Raw genomic sequence first — 15,291 nt, 5'->3', positions numbered from 1 at the left:
TAATTTTATTCTTAATTTTCTGAATTGTAAATATTTCAAAGACAAAAAATCACTAGGCTATGATCCTAGTGATTCTTTATGCGCATGCCTTTCTCTTTTCGCAAACGGAATATATAAAATAAAACACCCAATAAGCGCTGCGAGTTCTAATGAAATAATATAGTAAGGATGCGGTCCTAACATATCGAGTAATGAAGCTGTTTCTGGCTTATGAGCTAAAAACATATAATTACCACCTGTTTTGTAATTCACAAACGAAACAAGCGGAATCAATATGTTTAAAAATATCATCGTACGCTTAATAGATTGCAAGGTCGGTCTATAGCCTTCCACCCAAGTCATAAAGAGTGGTGCCCAAATAAGCAATACATGCGCGATAAAATATTCAATAAAACGAAAATGCGGAAAAGCATATTGCAAATTTGGTGTTAAAATGGCTTGTGATGCACCAATAATTCCCGTAAAAAATACAATCTCATATATTCGATAACTTTTCGTTACAATCATAATCGACGCTAACAATAAACTAATTGTACATAACTCAAACGGTAATGAAGTAGCTAGCTCAAAAATCCCCGCTTTCCACTCCCACATATGAAGCCCAATTTCACTACCTATAAATAAAAATGCAATCGCATATCGAACCGTTATATTCCACTCATTTTGACGTAATAAATCTTGGTATTGATACAGAAAAAATATCCCCACCAACATAATAAATAATATAATGGCATGTTGCCTTGAGTATGGAATAAACGGTTTTAATGGATGCGCACTAAAATAAGCTTCCATCTTCCTTCCTCCTCTCCTTCATACAATATTATTGTAAGAAAGAAACAACGAGTCAATTCATTTGCTTACAATAGGACAACCTCTACCTTACATTTACATATTCATACCTTACAAAACTGTAAGGTTATTGTAAGCTAAAACGATTTGTCAGATTCTTCACCTCTTCTATACTTAATGTAGATACTAAAACGAACGAAAAGGTGATAAATAGATGAAAAAGAAAAATAAGGTGTTAATTACTAGTGTAGTAGCAATCGGAATTGCAGCTGGATCATACTTTGCATTTGCTGGGGGCGGTTCAGAAGTAGCAATGGCATATAGCGGATATAAAGTAACTGAAAAACAAATCCAAAACGCGCAAAAATTTGGTGGCGAAGTTATTCCAAATGGAATTGAAACTATTTCATTCGATCCAACAAAAGGAACATATGAATTAGCTGTAAAAAAAGGCGATGAAGTGAAAAAAGGTCAGCTTCTATTTAAATACAATGATCCGACTGCGAATCAAGGTATAACAGAAGCAGAAATGCAAAAGAAAATCGCACAAAAAGAAGTAACGTTGTTCCAAAAACAAATTGATGCGGCGAAACAAAAATTACAAAAAGATAAAAATGCAGGCCTTCCTGCTGAAGCATTAAAAGCATCAGAAGTTGAAGTTGGGCAATTAGAATCACAACTTGAAATGAAAAAGTTTGAAGTTGAAAAAGCTGATGAAATGATTAAAGCAGCAAAAGAGAAAGTAAACACTCTTTCTGTAACAAGTCCTGCTGATGGCGTAATTGATGATATCGTAAAAACTGCTGACGAAAAAACAGGTATGAGCGGAATTACTCTTCGTCACGCTGGTCAATTTAAAGTAAAAGGTCAACTTTCTGAATATGAGCTTGCTAGTATGAAAGTTGGGCAAGAAGTAACTATTTCATCAAAAACTGTCGCTGGTAAGACTTGGACAGGAAAAGTAACAGAAATCGGTTCTACACCATTAAAGAGCATGGATGAAAATAAAACTGTTTCTAACTATCAATTCACTGTCACATTAGATAATAGTGACGAATTACAAAACGGCTTCCACGTTTACGTAACAAGTAAATCTGGCGAAGCAACTGGTACAATTGTTCCGAAAAGCAGTATCGTGAAAAAAGGTGACAAAAATGTTGTCTTCGTTGTAAAAGACGGTAAGGCGAAAGAACAAGCAGTTACTGTTGAATTCGAGACTGATAGCGAAGCAAAAGTTTCTGGAGTGAAAAAAGGAGAGGAAATTATCTCTAAACCTGAAAAAGACTTAAAAGATGGTATGGAGGTTGTCGCCCAGTGATTAACTTAAAAGGCATCACGAAATCCTTCCAAAATGGTGCAGAATCCGTTCAAATATTACACGGAATTGACGTAACACTGAACCAAGGAGAATTCACTTCTATTATGGGACCTTCTGGTTCTGGTAAATCAACATTAATGAACATTATCGGTTGCTTAGATAAACCGACGACAGGTACGTACGAACTAGCCGGTCAAAATATTTCAAACATGACTGAAACAGAACTTGCACACGTACGTAATAAAGAGATCGGATTCGTATTCCAAAACTTCATGTTATTACCGAGACTTACAGCGCTTCAAAATGTAGAACTACCTCTTATTTACGCTGGAGTCGATAAAAAAGAAAGACGCGAGCGCTCATTAGCTGCTTTAACAAAAGTCGGTTTAGCTGATCGCGCTACTCACTTACCGAACGAATTATCAGGTGGACAAAAGCAGCGTGTCGCTGTTGCACGTGCAATCGTAAATAACCCAAAGTTCATTTTAGCCGATGAACCGACGGGGGCACTTGATACGAAAACGAGTACACAAATTATGGACCTCTTTTACGAATTAAATAAACAAGGCTCAACAATTATTATGATTACCCATGACCGTGAAATCGGGGAAGCTGCAGCACGTCAAATTGTAATTCGTGACGGAAATATCGTCCAAGATTGGAGAGGTTAATTTTGAATACGAGTGAAAATATACGCATGGCCCTTTCCTCTATCTTTGCTCATAAAATGCGTTCTATTTTAACGATGTTAGGTATTATTATCGGTATTAGTGCCATTATTACTATCATTTCAATGGGTGATGGTACAAACGCAAAGTTTAAAAAAGAATTAGGCCAAGGAAAAGATAACGAAGTAACGATTTACTACAACAATCCTGATTACGGAACAGATAGTGCCAAAATCACACCTGATATGCTAAACCGTCTGCAAACTGTACCAGGCGTTAAAGATGTGTATCCAGACGTAAGTATGAAAGTAAAAGCATCTGCTGGTTCAAAAGATGTAAATCTTGATTTAAAAGGTGGAACAGGCGCCTTTATGACAGATTCGAAAATAAAATTAGTTCACGGTCGTGAATTAAATGACAGTGAACTAAACCAAGCAATCCCTGCTGTTATATTAAATGAAGAAGCTTTCAACAAATTATTTAGTAGTGGTTGGGAATCAAATCAATACACAGATATAAAAGGAAAGCCGTATAAAATAGTTGGTGTATACGAAACGAAAAACGACTTTGGAATGCCTATGCCTGAAGGTTATACATCACTTGAAAATGCGCCTGTCATTTCAGGAGTAAATGAGTATGACTCTGTAAGATTAACAATGACCTCTCCGACAGAACGTAAAAGTGTAGAAAAACAAGCCGTTTCTGTCTTAAACGAAATGAAAGCTCCTAAATTTGAGCACAAATTCGAAGCACAAGACTTAGGTGAATTTACGAAACAACTAGACGAATCAATCGGTATGATGAAAATGGTATTTGGTGGTATTGCTGCTATCTCCTTACTTGTTGGTGGTATCGGTGTAATGAACATTATGCTCGTATCTGTAACAGAACGTACACGTGAGATTGGTATTCGTAAAGCACTTGGTGCAACACGTGGTAAAGTATTAACACAATTCTTAATCGAATCTTGTATTTTAACAGGACTTGGTGGTTTCATCGGATTCATGCTCGGTATTTTCTTCGCTTGGATCGTCTCAATCTTTGCTGGATGGCCACTCGTTGTCTCAAAAGAACTTGGACTTCTTGCAGTAGGTATCTCCATGTTAATCGGTATTATATTCGGTTTACTACCAGCTAACAAAGCTGCCAAACTGGATCCAATTGAATGTTTACGATATGAATAAACAAAAACGTAGGAGTTTACACTCCTACGTTTTTTATTTATCTACTAAATTGAGTTTCTTCTATTATATATGTTCCACGTTACAACTATCATTCTAATACTCTTCATTATTTATAGGTACTAAGGCTATTATCTAATTCTATTATTGCAAAAATACTATGTAACAGACGAAAATCAAGGCGTAATTTTTTCCATACTTCGACTGATTTTGTAACAATTATACCGATATTTTATTAAATTTCACCTCATTTATATATTTTCACGCCTAAAAAGATTATCGTTTTATAACTAATTTTCCATTCAAACAGTAAAATATGCTACTTCCGTAACGCTATAGATATCACCTAGAAATATTACTGTAATATTATTAACGTTACAGTAATTGAAATACTACTCATTTTGTGTTTCATATGCCCTGATACGCCAAAAAACAACAAGGAAGCGCTATCAGGATATTTATGGAATTGTTACAGAATATTAATGCCCCGTTACGAAAGCTTTGTAATTTTATGTTTTTCGCAAATAAGAAAATAATGGTTGCTATAATGAGGTCAACGAAAACAAATGCAATGGAGGCTATTATGAAAAAATTTATGGGTATAGCAACAGCAGCGGTTTTTGGTCTTGGGATTTTCACAACATCTGCTAAAGCAGAAACAATCGTAACGACTGACGTACTAAACGTACGAGAAAACCCAACTACTGAATCAAAAGTTGTAGGAAAATTATTAGATGGATATAAAGTAAATGTTTTACATACAGAAAATGGTTGGTCAAAAGTTCAATTGAATAGCGGTAAAGAAGCTTTCATAAGCGCTGACTATACAAAAGACACTTACTACGTAACAGCAAACGTATTAAACGTACGTGCTGGAGCAAACACAGACTCAGAGATTCTTGGTAAGTTGAAAAAAGATGATATAATTGAAACAACACACCAAGTACAAAATGATTGGATTCAATTTGAATATAACGGAAAAACAGCTTATGTTCATGTTCCTTACTTAACAGGTAAAGCACCAGTTAAAGTTCAACCAGTAGCTAAAGTTGAAAAAACGACTACAGTTCAAGATACAGCTAAAGTTCGTGAAGCTGCTAAAGCTCAGGAAGTAGCTGAAACTCAAGCAAAAGCTAAAGCTCAAGAAGCAACTAAAGCTCGCGAAGCAGCTGAAGCTCAAGCAGAAGTTAAAGCTCAAGAAGCAGCTAAAGCTCGTGAAGCTGCTAAGGCTCAAGAAGCAGCTAAAGCTCAGGCAGATGCTGAAGCTCAAGCAGAAGTTAAAGCTCAAGAGGCGGCTAAAGCTCGTGAAGCAGCTAAAGCTCAAGCAGATGCTGAAGCTCAAGCAGCGGCTAAGGCTCAAGAAGCAGCCAAAGCTCAAGAAGCTAAGGCTCAAGAAGCAGCTGAAGCTCGTGAAGCTGCTAAAGCTCAAGAAGCAGCTAAAGCTCGTGAAGCTGCTAAAGCTCAAAAACCAGCTACACAACAACCTGTTGCAAAAGAAACTGAAACAAGTGCACCATCATCTTCTCGTGAGTTACGTGTTGTAGCAACAGCTTACACAGCAGATCCACTTGAAAATGGTTATAAAGCAGGCGACCAAGTAAAATCAGCTTTAGGTCATAACTTAACAGCTAATCCAAACATGAAACTTATTGCAGTTGATCCAAGTGTAATTCCATTAGGTTCAAAAGTATGGGTTGAAGGTTACGGAGTAGCAATCGCTGGTGATACTGGTGGAGCTATTAAAGGTAATAAAATCGACGTTTTAATGCCAGATAAAGGTACATCAAGTAGCTGGGGACGTAAAACAGTTACAGTTAAAGTATTAAACTAGTTAGTAAAAAAGAGTCAGTCTCATCGTTGAGGCTGGCTCTTTTTTTATGATTCTTACATTCTTTCTTTCTCTTGAAAGTAAGTAATATTGTCTCGAAGCCACTTCCTCTCCGACACAAACAAGTTTCCACGTTTTTTATACACTTTATCAAATATCTTTAAAACTTCTTCATGATTAGCAAACTTATGTAAGAAACGAAGAGCAATGATAATCTCTACTTCATCCGTAGGCTCTGCTTCATTTTTCCGTCTTCTAGCAACAATTTTATTCACACGTTCGCAAATTGGTCTCATTGCCATTTCGTCGCCATACGTATAAATAGCTCGAACAGCTTCATATTTCACCATCACATTTCTATCCTGTAAAGCTTCAATATAAACTATTTGTAAGTCCGATCCCCCTATTTTTGCTAACACCTCAATAACAGTTGAACGAACATAGGCACTATTACTATATAAAAGCTTTGTTAACGGCAGAATCGATTGATTTGTTCCAATCTCAAGCAAGGTATAACAAATATTTGTAATCTCATCTTTATTTTCTTGAGTATCCAGCAACTTTAGTAAAGCACTCTCCGCTTCTAATGATTTACATAACTTTAAGGAAGAAACTGCCCAAAAACGAACACTATCGTTTTTATGGTAAATATACGGAATAATTTTATTTGTATCACTTACTTCTGGCAGTGTATAAATATTACTAAGCAGTTCACTTAACAAAGTCGGGTTTTGTTCACATTCCAAACAATCTATAAGATAATCAGCAATACTGATCTCTTTCGTATTAATAGCAAGTTTCGTCATTACATAATACATATCTTTCTTCATTGCTATTTTTTTTGCTTTGGTTACCTTCTGCTGTAAATAAGGAAACGTTAATAGGTCATCTAGCTCTTTTGCTTCATCATAAGCACGATGCCTAACCTCTGTATCTTCATCAGCCATCCGCCTTAATAAACCATCTATATACTCTTCCATCTCCTTCGCTCCCGTCAAAATCAAATCTATCTCTTTGCATTCTATATACGATAGACTACTATATCAACAGAAAAAAGAGAATGCCACAGCATCCTCTCCTTCTCTTCCCTATTCCACACAAGTAAACTGCGTCCAAGCTCCTACATAATCTAGTAAGAATAACTCCTCTTCCGCAATTGTACCGACGATATTTTTCCGTTCATCTATCGGCATTTCTTTCAGAATGATTTGCAGTTCACCTTTATACTTACCAAATGAATTGTTTCCAACTACAACTTGCCCTCTTTCCTGCAGCACACTTTCGCGCACTGGGAAGTCATAGTCTTTGTACTTTTTACGCACTTCTGTAGAACGTACCATATATTCTGTTATGTCACCGCGCCTTACATGTAATTCTTGCAGCGTGGCTCTCTTTTCTACTTCAGTCGCTTCGTCTACAAAGTGTACCTTTAGCTGTAACATGTAGCGATTTAAGTTTCCTAGTTTCTCTAACTCTTCCTCACTCGCATAAGCATTTCCGATAATGACATCATCGATTAGCCCTGTTGCCCATAAATGCTTCGCTTGTACTTCAATTGGTAAATTACGATGCTCTTCTAACGTACATAATCCGTCGTTAATATCCCATGGACCGATGTTTGCGGCATGTGATGTAATAAAAGCTGCACTGCGAATACCATGCTTTTTAAAGCGTTCACTACAGCGAATGAAATAATCGTACGGAAGACCAGTGAATTTTTGCGGATAAAAATTATGGCAACCAATTAAAGCTGATTTATTCGCTTGATGCGAAAGAATATTTTCTAAGTACGCAATATCGTTACTTACATTTAACTCAATTTTTAAACCGTACGGATTATTCGTCATTTTCGCTTCAGTTAACCCGTCGAAGCCTACATCTAAACGAATACCGTCTGCGCCTAACTCCGCGAAGAATGATAAATCGCTATAACTAATACCAAGCTGATCAAACACAGCCGGAGCTACATCTAAAATAACTTCCATATTGTTATCTTTTGCGTGATTGATAATCTCTTTAAATTCAGCTACAATTTCTTCTTTCGGACGATTCACAGATAACAAACAAGTAAATATTCTTGAAAAACCGTGTCGTGCCGCTGCGGAAATATAAGCCATATCTTTTTCTTTCGTTGAATGTTCTGGGTAAAGTGAAATTCCTAATTTACGCTCCATGCTTTTGCATCTCCTTCACACGTTGTATTAATGCCATGCTCGTAAATCTATATTTTGCAGATAAACACGTTGCACATAAAATTGTCGGTACAATAATTACGTACGGTGATTGCAATCCTAACATTACATATGCACCCATTGAACAACCGATAAATAAAACTGATACTAATAGTAACACTAATAAAGATTTACTTTGTACCCATTTCGAATAATGGGCAATACACTGTCCGACCACGAATGTAATTAAGATGATAATTGCTCCGAGCATTCTGTTTTCTCCTCTCCTGCTAATTGTTGTTTCTCATACATTTTGAAGAATGGATAGTAAATAACGAACGAGATAACAAAGTTAACAAGTACAAGTACACCAGCCATAATTGTCCAGTCCGTACTAATCACCGCTGCAATTGGTGCTAACATCGTAAATGGCAGTTTCGCCATCATAAGTGGAATCATACCTGAAACAACTGCGAAATATGATACTGTCGTTGTCACTAACGGTGTAATAACGAACGGAATAATTAAGATTGGGTTCATTACAATTGGTGCACCGAAAATAATTGGTTCGTTAATATTGAATAAGCCTGGCACGAATGATAATCTACCTAACTCTTTTAAGAACTTAGATTTAGAGAACATAAACATAATAACTAAAGCTAACGTTGAGCCTGATCCGCCAATCCATACGAACCATTGAATGAACTGCTCTGTAAATAAGTTTGGTAACTGATGTGCATTTCCTGTAGCCGTGAATACTTCCATATTTTCAAGAATTGCTGAATCCCACATCGGACGAATAATTGGTCCTAAAATCGCTGGTCCATGTATACCGAATGACCAGAAAAACACGATTAAGAATACTGTTAATAAACCACCGAATAAATTATTTCCTACTAATACTGATTTTAATGGTGCGATTAAATATGTAATTGTTGTATTTACATCGAATTTCAAACCGTAGCGAATGCCCCAGAATAAAAGAATAACTGCTAATGTTGGAATTAATGCTGCAAACGAATTTGAAACTGCTGGTGGTACACTATCTGGTAATTTAATCGAGATATTATGCTTAATCATAAAATGATAAATTTCTACTGCAATTAATGCTGTAACAATTGCGCCAAATAAAGACGTTGCACTTAATGTTCCTACTGAAATATATCTACCTGCATCAATAACACCTGGTACAGCTTTCGTAATTTGAATTGGTTCAACTGATGCTAGTAAAAAGGCGAGTACAGATAATAACCCTGCACTTAACTGATTGAGCTGATAAAAGTTCGCGAGCGAAGCCCCTACACCAAACGCTGCGTATAATGCCATTAGTCCTACTGTAAATCGAAATGGAATATCTAAAATATGGCGAAACGGTGCAATCCATTCCATATATGCATCAATTGGTAAATTTAAAAAGATAACGAAAAATGATCCGACGATCGTTAACGGTAATGTAGAAATAACCCCGTTTCGAATTGCTAATAAATGTCGTTGTCCTGCAATCTTTTGCGTTGTTGGCATAATCTTTTGTTCCATAAAACTCATAAACCCATTCATCAATAGCCCTCCTCTTTCTCTCTACTATAAAAGAATGAAATAAACTTTATAACATTATAATGTTTATATTTAAAAAGATATAATTATGCTAAAACTAATTGTTCTGCTTGCTTAAGCACTTTCAAACCATCACACATACCATAATCTCGTTGGTCTATAATCGCAACTGGTATGTTGTATGAGTTCGCAAGAAACTCTACAGCTGGAAATAAATATTTCACTTGTGGACCGATTAAAACGACATCTGCTTCCTTTATTTCAAGTTTCACAAGTTCTGAATCAACCGCCTTAATTTTATAATTCTTCCCCTGTTTCTTTGCCTCTTCTTGCATTTTTCTTACGACCATACTCGTTGACATACCTGCTGCACAACATAATAAAATGTACATCTTATACGGTCACTTTCTCTTCTACTCGTTTATGAAGAGCAATAAATTCTTCAGCCAGTTCTTTCACTGTAATTGCATTCATTAAATGATCTTGTGCGTGCACTAACAGTAAACTAATTTCTGCATGATTTCCTCTTGCCTCTTCTTGAATTAAATCCGTTTGAATACGGTGCGCTGCTGAAATTTCCTCACTAGCAAGTTTCATCTTTTCACCGGCATTCCCGAAATCTCCTTGTCTTGCAAAAGCAATTGCTTCAAGCGCCGCGCTTCTCGCATTGCCACCATGTAAAATTAACGCAAATGGAGTTTGCATATCAGCCATTTTAAATTCCCCCAAGCTATATGTTTTCTATATTTTTATCTTATTATGAAAACGCATACAATTAAACATAAAAAACTTCCGTTATGTAACGGAAGTTTTTATATACTTTTTCAAAATGATAATAAAATCTCTTGAAAATCTTCAATTACCTCGGTCTGAGTAAGTTTCTCTATCGTAGTTTGACTAGACATAATATCATATAAAAAATCATAAAGCCTTTGCAAATCTTCATTATTATTGCGCTTTACACTAAATAAAATAATTACTTGTACTTTTTTATCTCCCCAATCAACAGCCTTTTCAAGTGTGCAAAACATCAGAAAAGTTTCCTCACTTAATAACTGCATCGGATGCGGGATTGCAACTGAATTCCCAACCGCTGTCGGAGACGTATTTTCTCTTTCTATAACAGAAGCATAAAAGTTTTCTGGTACATAGCGTTTCTCAGCAGCTTTCTCACATAAAAACTGAATAACATCCTCTTTCGTAGAAGCATTATGATTTAAAAAGATTAAATCTTCCTTAATATAAGGCTGCACACTAGTATTCACATGCGTAAACAACCGCTGACCAATCGATTTAATCTCTTTATCATCAAATATTGAATTCACTTTTATAACTGGAACAGGCAAGCCACTCGGTATATGAATCGTACTAATAATACAATCTATTTTTTCTTTATAAAGATCTTCTACTTTCAATTGATAATAGCCTGTAATACCTACAATCTCTAATTTATCTCGGAACTGTGATAAAATTTTATATTTTAATAGTTGTGCACTTCCTTGACCAGTCGCACAAACTAATAAGCATCTTTTCTTTTGATTTTGCTCCTGCAAACGGCTCATCGCTCCGCCGAAGTGAATTGCAATATAACCAATTTCACTTTCAGGGATCGATTCACCCGTATATTCACCAATGATATCTCCAACAAGAACCGCAATTTCAAAAGCATACGGATAATTCTTTTTCACTTCTGCCAAAAGAGGATTTCTCGTATTTAACTTATACTTCAAACGATTTAATAACGTTTTTAAATGAATACCAAATCCAAATAATAATTCTTCATCATAATAAAAAATAAGATTCCGTTCTTCCGCTACTTTAAAAAGAATATGTTGCATAAATGCATATATATCTTTCCCTAATAGCTCTTCTACATTTTCATAGCGATCTCTCGTTGTAACAGCAGTACTTAATAAATGCATCGTCACATATAATACTTCTTCTTCTGGAAATGAAAATTTCAACTCTTTCTCTAAATCTCCTAAAATCTGCTTCGCAATTGTATATTCTTTCTTTAGTATAAGTTCTGATTGCTCCGCATGCAGTCCTTTCATATAATGTTGACTTTGACAACGCTTTAATGCGATTGCAATATGAATGACTAAATTATCAATTTCTATATCAGATAAATATATTGTTCCGCCTTCAATATACTTTAATATAATTGAACGAATGAGTGATATATGAGGTAGCGATAAATATGTCTCCGTCTGCTCAAATTGCTCATGAAACGGAGTATGATCATAACGCGGTAAACCATATTGTGATAAACAAGAACGAATATTAAATTCCTCTCCAACAATACGTATACCATAATACGGTCTCTTCTCAATTTGTAATTCATAGCAACCACATATATCTGTAACATCTTTCATAATTAAATTGACCGTTGATTTGCTCACATACATCTCTTCCGCTAATTCTGAAAGCTTCACATATCCCTCTGTCATTAAAACACGCTGCAGAATGTACGCTATTCTTTCTTCATAAGAAGTTGGGATCTTTTCCGTCTGTTTTTGAAATAGACTCACACAAAAGTCTTCAAATTTCTTCTTTTGTATAATTTCTAATTCGTACCCATTCCCTCTTTGCGATTCGATTTTCGCTCCGTTTTCTTCCAATATATCATTTAATAATTTTATATCCTTTTGAATCGTCTTCGTTGATACATGTAAACGGCCTGCTAAAAAAGCTCGATTTAACATCGATTTCTCTTCTAAAAATTCCTCTAAAATAGAAATTAATCGCTGATGCACCTTTGTCATAGCTCTTCCTCTCGCTCTTTATATATAAAGGGGGAAAAGCTGCTGAAATCAGTAGTTTTTCCCCTTTATATTCTCTCTATTTCTTTAATGTAAATCCGAATTTATCCCATGCTTGTAAATAGTCTAGTAAGAAAATCTCTTCTTCTACAATTCGACCAACTACATTTGTTTTTCCTGTATTCACCATATCTTTTAATGCAATTTGTAATTCGCCTTTATACTGGCCATATTGTTCATTATCAATTAATAAATCTCCACGCTTAATTTCGCGCGTATTATGAGGTTTAAATTCTTCTTTTTTATATTTCACACGACTTTGTGTAGAACGAATCATATATTCAGATACATCTCCGCGATAAAAATGTGGTTCGTCTAATACGATAATTCTTTCTAGTTCTGTCGTTGTATCATATATTTCTATATCAAATGTTTGTTTCTCTTTATTTAATGCACCTAGTGCTTGTAATTCTTCTTCTGACGCATATGCGTTTGCAATAATAACATCATCAATTAATTCAGTCGCGAATAAATGCTTCGCCTGTGTTGTCATCGGTAATTCACGATGCTGCTCTAATGTACATAACCCTTCTGTTACTGGCCAAGGTCCGTATGTTGCATCAAATGATGAAATAAAAGCTGCCGTTCTCATACCGTAATCTTTAAATTGTTTCGAGCATTTAATGAAATGATCGTATGATAATCCTGAATAACGATGCGGATAAAAATTATGACAACCAATTAAATTTTCACGATTTGGTCTATGACTCATAATGTTATCTACATACTTCGTACCATTACTCATATTAATCTCAATTTTCAAACCATACGGATTATAAGTCATAATTGATTCTTCTAATCCTGAGAAACCAACATCTAAACGAATACCGTACGCACCTAATTCATGGAAGAATGATAAATCATTATACGAAATACCTAATTGTTCAAAAACAGATGGACTAATATCAACTAATACTTGGAACCCTAATGCATTCGCATGAGAGATCGTTTCTTTAAATTCTTCTATAATTTTCTCTTTTTCTCCATCCACAGATAATAAACATGTGAACACACGTGTAAATCCATATTTACTTGCTAATGTTAAATACTCCTTATCTTTCTCTACTGTTGAATGTTCTGGATAAATAGAAATACCTAATCGTCTCATATGTACACGCCTCTTTCTTCATCATATTGTAAACCTTTTCAAATATATGTAGTAAAAAAGTATATATCCCCTTCTTGTTCACTACTCTTTTGAATCCGCTTTCTTTAAAGAAAAAACAATTTCTATCATTCTTAACACCTACAAGTCTATACATCTATACTTTACATCTTTTTTTCATAGTTGTGTAGCTTTTACACAAATTTGTCAGTTTTTCATCTTAAAAATTGTTATCCGTTTTCAAGACACCTTCCTTGACTGTTGCATTGACCAATACATATACTCGAAAGAAAAGAGAAAATTTTATATAGGGGATGAATATATGGGAGAAGCAATACTCGTAAAACGAGAACCGTTATGGACAAAAGAGTTTGTTGCTTTAATTTTTGCAAACTTATGTATGTTTTTAGGGTTTCAAATGTTAATTCCAACCTTACCTGTTTATGTGAAAGAAATTGGTGGCACAAGTTCCAATATCGGATTTGTTGTCGGCATGTTTACCGTTGCGGCACTTTTTGTTAGACCGCTAACTGGGAACGCCTTGCAAAAATTCAATAAAAAAATCATTTTAATGATCGGCACTGCTATCTGTTTACTCGCTATGGGCAGTTACCTTTTCGCCTCAACTATCTTTCTCTTGCTTGCTGTTCGTATTTTACACGGAGCTGGTTTCGGTATTACAACGACTACATATGGAACTGTCGTTTCTGATTTAATTCCCTCAGCTCGCCGCGGAGAAGGCATGGGATATTTTGGCCTTTCTGGAACAATTGCAATGGCCCTCGGTCCACTTATCGGACTATGGCTTATGCAAACATATAACTTCACAATTCTTTTTTTATGTGCATTATCGTGCACAATTGTTTCATTAATATTAACGAAACTACTTCAAATCCAAAAATCGAAACAGCCTCCACAACAATCATCTAGTACTTTTCTCGATGGATTTATTGAGCGTAAAGCTTTACTTCCTTCATTATTAATATTATGTATTACATTAATGTACGGAGGAATCGGAAGTTTTATCACTCTATTTGCTACAGAAGTCGGCATAGCTGATATTAGTCTCTTCTTTTTATGTAACGCACTAGCAATCGCTGTAACTCGTCCATTCTCTGGAAAGCTATATGATGCGAAAGGCCATACATTCGTCATCATTCCGGGAGTTATTATAACTTTTACAGGCATTATTTTATTGTCGTATACGACGACAATTCCGAGCTTAATTATTGCTGCAGCATGTTACGGAAGTGGTTTTGGAGCGATCCAACCTGCACTACAAGCATGGATGATTGACCGCGTAGCACCGCATCGACGCGGCGTAGCAACGGCTACATTCTTCTCCGCATTTGACCTTGGAATCGGCGCTGGAGCGATTATATTTGGATTTATTGCTCATTTTACAAACTATGCAACTGTATATCGTTACTCCTCTCTATTACTTATTGCTTTTCTCTTCATTTACATTACAAGCATAAGAAAACAAAAGCATGGCGATAAAAACACGGAAAAAGCTGCTGGATAATTCAGTGGCTTTTTTATCGTGTTAAAAGAATTATTTCCCCTCGTTTTGCTGTTATAAAACTACATGCATTTTCCTACATATTTTTTTAACTTTCATCAAAAAATATACGATGAACTCGCAGACGCTTTCCTTGATATTCAAATGAAAAACACTATTCTAAAGAGTGTGATTTTTTTACAAAATTAAGATTTACACATGATGAAAACCAATAAAATACAGCTGTTTCTTTAAGGTATTGTAAACTTTTCTACCCTTTGTAAATTTAGTGTAAATTTTACTAGCAAACCGTTTACAGTGACTCAAGGTTCAGTTAATAATTACATCGTACAT

At 35.3% G+C, this 15,291-nt stretch carries 14 protein-coding genes; 5 read left to right on the top strand and 9 right to left on the bottom strand.

The genetic code is table 11. From position 1 onward, the window contains the following. Positions 1–57 precede the first annotated feature (57 nt). A complete protein-coding gene (locus NST27_RS04100; RefSeq protein ID WP_000388679.1) occupies positions 58–792 on the bottom strand; it encodes a YwaF family protein in 735 nt (244 codons plus the stop codon). 211 nt (positions 793–1,003) lie between these two features. Between NST27_RS04100 and NST27_RS04095 the strand changes: the two genes are divergently transcribed. From NST27_RS04095 to entC, 4 genes are all read left to right on the top strand, one after another. Beyond that, positions 1,004–2,107, top strand: coding sequence for an efflux RND transporter periplasmic adaptor subunit (locus NST27_RS04095; protein WP_047385654.1), 1,104 nt, complete (start codon positions 1,004–1,006; stop codon positions 2,105–2,107). Beyond that, the gene (locus tag NST27_RS04090; RefSeq protein ID WP_000609104.1) at positions 2,104–2,778 is read left to right on the top strand and encodes an ABC transporter ATP-binding protein; all 675 of its coding nucleotides are present in this window, start codon (positions 2,104–2,106) and stop codon (positions 2,776–2,778) included. Before NST27_RS04095 ends, NST27_RS04090 begins: the two co-directional genes overlap by 4 nt. Positions 2,779–2,804: 26 nt before the next feature. Beyond that, positions 2,805–3,959 (top strand): ABC transporter permease, encoded by a 1,155-nt coding sequence (locus NST27_RS04085; RefSeq protein WP_001986269.1) that lies wholly within the window; start codon positions 2,805–2,807, stop codon positions 3,957–3,959. Positions 3,960–4,416: 457 nt separating this feature from the next. Beyond that, on the top strand, positions 4,417–5,787 hold the full coding sequence (gene entC / locus NST27_RS04080; protein ID WP_000421959.1) for a cell wall-binding protein EntC: 1,371 nt from the start codon (positions 4,417–4,419) through the stop codon (positions 5,785–5,787). A 53-nt stretch (positions 5,788–5,840) separates the two neighbouring features. On the opposite strand, the gene NST27_RS04075 is transcribed toward entC, so the two are convergent. From NST27_RS04075 to NST27_RS04040, 8 genes are all read right to left on the bottom strand, one after another. Further along, the gene (locus NST27_RS04075) at positions 5,841–6,764 is read right to left on the bottom strand and encodes a HEAT repeat domain-containing protein (protein WP_000393387.1); all 924 of its coding nucleotides are present in this window, start codon (positions 6,762–6,764) and stop codon (positions 5,841–5,843) included. Between the two features lie 108 nt (positions 6,765–6,872). Then, positions 6,873–7,958 (bottom strand): DUF871 domain-containing protein, encoded by a 1,086-nt coding sequence (locus NST27_RS04070; protein ID WP_000440049.1) that lies wholly within the window; start codon positions 7,956–7,958, stop codon positions 6,873–6,875. Then, complete coding sequence (locus NST27_RS04065) at positions 7,948–8,226, bottom strand: hypothetical protein (RefSeq protein WP_000900048.1); 279 nt, start codon at positions 8,224–8,226, stop codon at positions 7,948–7,950. The genes NST27_RS04070 and NST27_RS04065 overlap by 11 nt, the downstream gene beginning before the upstream one ends. After that, a complete protein-coding gene (locus NST27_RS04060; protein WP_001013053.1) occupies positions 8,202–9,512 on the bottom strand; it encodes a PTS sugar transporter subunit IIC in 1,311 nt (436 codons plus the stop codon). The genes NST27_RS04065 and NST27_RS04060 overlap by 25 nt, the downstream gene beginning before the upstream one ends. Before the next feature lie 83 nt (positions 9,513–9,595). Continuing rightward, positions 9,596–9,901, bottom strand: coding sequence for a PTS sugar transporter subunit IIB (locus tag NST27_RS04055; RefSeq protein WP_000275642.1), 306 nt, complete (start codon positions 9,899–9,901; stop codon positions 9,596–9,598). A gap of 1 nt (position 9,902) precedes the next feature. Next, entirely contained in the window at positions 9,903–10,223 is a 321-nt protein-coding gene (locus NST27_RS04050) for a PTS lactose/cellobiose transporter subunit IIA (RefSeq protein WP_000774631.1), read from the bottom strand. Positions 10,224–10,333: 110 nt separating this feature from the next. Then, complete coding sequence (locus NST27_RS04045; protein ID WP_000169790.1) at positions 10,334–12,274, bottom strand: BglG family transcription antiterminator; 1,941 nt, start codon at positions 12,272–12,274, stop codon at positions 10,334–10,336. Between the two features lie 76 nt (positions 12,275–12,350). Continuing rightward, on the bottom strand, positions 12,351–13,439 hold the full coding sequence (locus tag NST27_RS04040; RefSeq protein WP_001253348.1) for a DUF871 domain-containing protein: 1,089 nt from the start codon (positions 13,437–13,439) through the stop codon (positions 12,351–12,353). A gap of 319 nt (positions 13,440–13,758) precedes the next feature. Between NST27_RS04040 and NST27_RS04035 the strand changes: the two genes are divergently transcribed. Further along, positions 13,759–14,961 (top strand): MFS transporter, encoded by a 1,203-nt coding sequence (locus NST27_RS04035; protein WP_000503237.1) that lies wholly within the window; start codon positions 13,759–13,761, stop codon positions 14,959–14,961. Positions 14,962–15,291 lie beyond the last annotated feature (330 nt).

The sequence above is a fragment of the Bacillus sp. FSL W8-0770 genome, assembly GCF_038008705.1.
In the GTDB taxonomy this organism is placed as follows: Bacteria; Bacillota; Bacilli; order Bacillales; family Bacillaceae_G; genus Bacillus_A; species Bacillus_A cereus.
Note: the sequence above shows the minus strand (reverse complement) of the source record. Positions and strands in the feature narration are given on the sequence as shown.

Coding starts and splice junctions, on each gene's coding strand:
- NST27_RS04100 (WP_000388679.1), bottom strand. CDS start 792: ATGGAAGCTTATTTTAGTGCGCATCCATTAAAACCGTTTATTCCATAC.
- NST27_RS04095 (WP_047385654.1), top strand. CDS start 1,004: ATGAAAAAGAAAAATAAGGTGTTAATTACTAGTGTAGTAGCAATCGGA.
- NST27_RS04085 (WP_001986269.1), top strand. CDS start 2,805: ATGGCCCTTTCCTCTATCTTTGCTCATAAAATGCGTTCTATTTTAACG.
- entC (WP_000421959.1), top strand. CDS start 4,417: ATGGAATTGTTACAGAATATTAATGCCCCGTTACGAAAGCTTTGTAAT.
- NST27_RS04075 (WP_000393387.1), bottom strand. CDS start 6,764: ATGGAAGAGTATATAGATGGTTTATTAAGGCGGATGGCTGATGAAGAT.
- NST27_RS04070 (WP_000440049.1), bottom strand. CDS start 7,958: ATGGAGCGTAAATTAGGAATTTCACTTTACCCAGAACATTCAACGAAA.
- NST27_RS04065 (WP_000900048.1), bottom strand. CDS start 8,226: ATGCTCGGAGCAATTATCATCTTAATTACATTCGTGGTCGGACAGTGT.
- NST27_RS04060 (WP_001013053.1), bottom strand. CDS start 9,512: ATGAATGGGTTTATGAGTTTTATGGAACAAAAGATTATGCCAACAACG.
- NST27_RS04055 (WP_000275642.1), bottom strand. CDS start 9,901: ATGTACATTTTATTATGTTGTGCAGCAGGTATGTCAACGAGTATGGTC.
- NST27_RS04050 (WP_000774631.1), bottom strand. CDS start 10,223: ATGGCTGATATGCAAACTCCATTTGCGTTAATTTTACATGGTGGCAAT.
- NST27_RS04045 (WP_000169790.1), bottom strand. CDS start 12,274: ATGACAAAGGTGCATCAGCGATTAATTTCTATTTTAGAGGAATTTTTA.
- NST27_RS04040 (WP_001253348.1), bottom strand. CDS start 13,439: ATGAGACGATTAGGTATTTCTATTTATCCAGAACATTCAACAGTAGAG.
- NST27_RS04035 (WP_000503237.1), top strand. CDS start 13,759: ATGGGAGAAGCAATACTCGTAAAACGAGAACCGTTATGGACAAAAGAG.